A 4,223-nucleotide genomic window follows, 5' to 3' on the forward strand; every position below is an offset into this window, starting at 1 on the left:
CCTGGACCGTTGTGGTTATCCATCCAGGGGTGCGCCCCCTTGTTTTTTTTTGTAACCCACTTCGACCTCTGTTTCCCTAGGGACCCGAAGGACTAGGGCGGTCACCGGCGGCGACGGTGGGGATCCGGCCTTCTCAGCGCAGCTCCAGGGTGCAGCCGTGGGTGGCGCCGGCCGTTCCCGGGGTGACCCTCAGCCGTACGGTACGGCCCGCGGTCAGGACCTCGACGGACGGGTCGTGGGAGGTGACGCGCCGCACCGGACGGTGCGGCCCGTCCCAGACGATCTCCAGGGGTTCCCCCGTCCGGGGCGGCTCGCCGATGTGCAGGGTGGCGGTACGGCCCCGTTCCACGGCGAGGACGCTCGCGGGGGCGGTCGCGGTGAGCGGCCCCGCCGTCCCCGGTCGCCAGAAGTTCGCGGCGACGCAGCCGAGGGAGCGGACGGCCACGGCCTGCCGGTCGGCGGTGTTGTCCAGGATCTCCAGCCAGTGCGGGTCGGCGGCGCGCGCGGCGACGGCGCGGCGGGACGCGCCGGGCATCAGCAGATAGCTGTACGAGGCCGCCACCGGGTCGGTGCCGTGGTCGAGCCAGAGACTCCGGTAATGACGGGTACGGCGTTCGGGTGAGCTGGTGGTGTTGATGTCGCTCCACGCGCCGGTGCGCGCCTCGGCGAGGGTCTGTACCCGCGCGCCCCCGGGGAGGACCCAGCCGCCGTGCCCGGCGAGATGGGCCCAGCGGGTCCGGGGGCCGTCGGCGCCGAGGGTGAAGGCGCTCCCGGGCCGCTCCCCCAGATTGCGGTTGTCGATGATCGTCTCGACGGGCACCCCGTCGGTGGCGCTGATCCCGGCGCCGAGACAGACGACCGCGTCCGCGAGGCAGAACCAGGACTTACGGGCTTCGAGCGTGGAGCCGAGCCCCTTGAGGTGCTGTCCGACGGCGGCGTACGTCCCGTCGGTGGCGCCGCCGACCCACCGTACGTCCGGTTTTGGCGCGCCCCACTCGCCGCCCGCGCGGTCCGGCAGCCGCCGGGTGGAGACCGTCGTACCGGGCAGCCGGTACGGGTCGACGGTGGGCCAGAACCAGTCCGTGTACTGCTCGGCGGTCCGGCCGGCCGTACGGTCCACGGTCCGGTCCGCCGTCCGGTCCGCCGTAGGGGCCGCCGTACGGGCGTCGCCCCGGTCGTCGCGCCACCACAGGAGCATCCCCGCGCCGGTGTGCCAGCCGCGCGGGTTCTCGCCGTTGCCGCACTCGTAGTGCGCGATCCGGTCGGAGGCCATGGCGATGTTGGCGGCCCACCCGTGCCCCCGGTGCACGGCCCGGTCCATGGCGGCGAAGAGGGTGTGGCCGACCGGTTCGGGGGCGGCGGGCACCGGCGAGGCGGCGACGGCGTGCAGCCGGGCGAGATCGGCGACGTCGAACTGCCGGGCGGTGAGGACGGGCGCCACCGTGTCCCGTTCGATCCACCCCTTGACCAGCGCCGTCCACCGCTCGCGCTCGGCGGCGCCCGCCGCACCCGCGAGCAGCGCGATCGCGGCGATCACCCCCTGGCCGTGGAAGTGGTCGCTCCGCAGCACCTGCCGCTCGTCGGACCTGAGGAGGCCCCGGCTGACGGCGCGCCCGTTGACGCTGTCCATCATCAGTCCGTTGTAGATCAGCGGGGCGTACGCGCGCTCCACACTGTCGAGGACGGTCTGCCGGGCCGGATCGGTGACGGCCCAGGGCGAGCCGGCGAGGAGGGTGAGGAGGCGGCCGAGGCCGTCCAGCATGACCTGTCCGTACGTACCGGAGTAGGCGACCCAGGTGTGCTGGACGAACGACCCGTCGGCGTAGAGACCGTCGCCCCGTGTGACGTACGGGAAGACGGGCGAGAGCGCGTCGCGGGCGAGCGCGACCCGGTCGGGCGCCCGGCCGAGGACCCCGCGCAGCGCGACGGAGCGGCAGAGGTCGACACGGTTGGCGCCGGTGCTGGTGCCCGTGTAGTCGGCGAGCAGGGTGTCCGGGATGAAGTGGTCGACGGCGGCGGCTCCCGCGGCGCGCTGCGCGGCGGTGAGCCGGTCGTACAGAACGGCGGTGATGTCCATGAGCAGCCGGGGGCTGCCGATCTGCCACTCCCACCAGTTGCCGTACGGGGTGGTGGCGGGGTGGTAGACGGTCGCGGCCAGATGGTCGAGGCCCTGGAGCACGGCGGCGAGGAGACCGGCGTCCCCGGTGAGGCCGGTGCCCGGCTGGGCGTACGCGCGGACCATGGTCCAGAGCCTGCCGTAGCTCTGGGTGACGCCGGCGGGCGGGTCGTAGGGGTGGTCGGGCCAGAGGGAGGCCGCGGCCGGGGCCATCGTCCGCCGGAAGCCGGCGGCCAGTTCGCCGGTCTCGGCGAGACGGGCGGCGTACGGCGCGGCGGCGGGGTCGTAACCGCTGCCGAGCGACAGCTCCACCCAGCGCAGCCGCAGCTCCTCGAACGGATCGGCGGGGTCGGCGGCCGGGGCGGCCGGGCGTGCCTCGGCGGCCTGGGCGGCCTGGGCGGACACGTACGGGAGGGCGCCCGCGCCGGTGGCGGCCAGGGCGGTGAGCACGGTACGTCGGGACCAGGCGGACGGCAGCGACACAAGGGCCTCCGGAAACGGAAGTGGTGCGGACCGGCTGCCCGTTGGTCTAGCACCGTCGGCCGCGGCTTTCAACGGTGGGGGCGGCGCGGCCGGTCACCTTCAGCCCTCGCCCGACGTCAACCCCGCGCCCAGGCACGCTCCGTGACGGCCGGTCATCTCCGCCCCGATTGTGAGAGCGCTCTCAGCCTCAACTCTTGACTCGTTCCCCACCCGACGCGAGGCTGGGGGCCACGCTGGGCGCCTCCTCCCACCCGCCGCGCCCTCGTGCCCCCCACGTATCAGGAGTACTTCCGTGATATCCCGCCGACTGTTCCTCACCGGCACGGCCGCCGCGGCGACGGCGCTCACCTACCCCGTCTGGGGAAGCGCGCTCAGCCCGCAGGCCTCGGCAGCTCCGGAGACCTGTGAACTCGCCCTCCAGAACAAGTCGCTGCCCGGCGCGGTCAACGCCTATGTGACCGGCCACGACGAGGGCGGCTGGGTCCTGCTCCGCGCCGACGGCAGCGTGTACCGGCCGGAGTCCGTCGATGCCCCGGGGACCCCGCTCCCGGTGGACTGCGCGATCCCGCTGAACCAGGCGGGCGGCGCGCCCGTCGTGCTGCGGCTGCCCCAGATGTTCGGCGCCCGCGTCTACTTCGTACGCGACGACAAGCTGGACTTCCTCCTCAACCCGGGCCCCGCCCTGGTCGAGCCGGCGTTCGCGACCGAGGCGGACCCCAACTACGGCCGTACCTGGTCGTTCTGCGAGTTCACCTTCAACCAGGACCAGCTCTTCTCCAACATCAGCTATGTCGATCTGGTGACGGCCCTGCCCATCGGCATCTCCCTGGAGGGCGACGCCACCCATACGGTCGCCCCGCTGCCCGAGGGCGCGCTGGAGCGGATCGCGGACGGGCTCACCGCCCAGGCCGCGAAGGACGGTCACCCGTGGGACAAGCTGGTCCTGCGCAACGCGGACGGAAAGGTGCTGCGGGTCATCTCGCCGCAGAACCTGCCCGGTCAGACGGGGTTCGACGGTGTCTTCGAGAGCTACGCCGACCAGGTCTGGGAGAAGTACCGCACCACCGATCTGACCATCGACCTCCAGGGCGGCCGGGGCGTCTTCACCGGCCGGGTCAGCGGCGACACGCTCACCTTCAACGGCGGCCACACCTTCGCCAAGCCGACCTCGATGGACATCTTCACCTGCAACAGCGGCCCGTTCGCCAACAACCCGGCCGACTCGGACGACAAGAAGGGGCTGCTCGCCCGGCTCGCGGCGGCGTTCAACCGCTCGACGCTGCTCACCCACACCCAGACGCCGAACGGCCTGACGGCGGCGGACTACTACCAGGACCCGGTGACCAACCACTTCGCCCGGATCGTGCACGACAACAACCCGGTCGGATACGCCTTCCCGTACGACGACGTCCAGGCGGACGGTCAGCCGGACGTCTCGGGCGCGGCGCACGACGGCAACCCGCGCCGCTGGACGGTCTCGGTCGGCTCCTGACGATGCGCGGACGACGGGGGCCCCCCCCCCCCCCCCCCCGGCGGGGGGGGGGGGGGGGGCCCGCGCGGGGGGGGGGGGGGGGGCCCCCCCCCCCGTGGTGTTTGGGGAGGGGCCCAGGGGGGGGACCGCGGC

General features: G+C 73.6%; 2 protein-coding genes. One reads left to right on the forward strand and one right to left on the reverse strand.

Translation table 11 applies throughout. The annotated features are described in order from the left end of the window. Positions 1–133: 133 nt before the first annotated feature. Positions 134–2,599 carry a polysaccharide lyase 8 family protein gene (locus tag ACFXPK_RS23615; RefSeq protein WP_385078341.1) on the reverse strand — a complete coding sequence of 822 codons (2,466 nt, stop codon included), beginning with the start codon at positions 2,597–2,599 and terminating at the stop codon, positions 134–136. A gap of 292 nt (positions 2,600–2,891) precedes the next feature. On the opposite strand from ACFXPK_RS23615, the gene ACFXPK_RS23620 reads away from it, so the two are divergent. Beyond that, the gene (locus tag ACFXPK_RS23620) at positions 2,892–4,091 is read left to right on the forward strand and encodes a glycoside hydrolase family 64 protein (protein ID WP_384993039.1); all 1,200 of its coding nucleotides are present in this window, start codon (positions 2,892–2,894) and stop codon (positions 4,089–4,091) included. Positions 4,092–4,223: the final 132 nt, after the last annotated feature.

The sequence above is a fragment of the Streptomyces sp. NPDC059142 genome, assembly GCF_042755665.1.
Taxonomy (GTDB): Bacteria; Actinomycetota; Actinomycetes; order Streptomycetales; family Streptomycetaceae; genus Streptomyces.